This is a genomic window from Veillonella parvula (assembly GCF_024461875.1).
GTDB classification, from domain to species: Bacteria; Bacillota; Negativicutes; order Veillonellales; family Veillonellaceae; genus Veillonella; species Veillonella parvula_I.
On sequence record NZ_JANGAL010000044.1, the window covers coordinates 1 to 272 of the forward strand.

The 272-nt window shown below is 41.5% G+C and carries 1 protein-coding gene; it reads left to right on the plus strand.

The features are described 5' to 3' along the window. Positions 1–272, plus strand: a 272-nt coding sequence (locus NE668_RS09800; RefSeq protein WP_442806933.1) for a hypothetical protein, incomplete at both ends; no start/stop codon positions are given.

The following is a 272-nucleotide window of genomic DNA, read 5'->3' on the forward strand; positions in this document are numbered from 1 at the left end:
CAGAAACAGACGGGGTTTTACACAACACGATCACCCCGATCGCCAGAAAAAAAGACGGTATGTATGAACTTGATCTGACGCTTCGCAACAACATTACAACAGAAGAACATCCTCTCGGAGTATATCATCCGCACGAAGAACTTCACCATATCAAAAAAGAAAACATCGGTCTGATAGAAGTAATGGGTCTCGCCGTTCTTCCTGCAAGACTCAAAGGAGAGATGGAACTTCTAAAAGAATATATCATAGAGAAAAAAGACATCCGAAGCAAT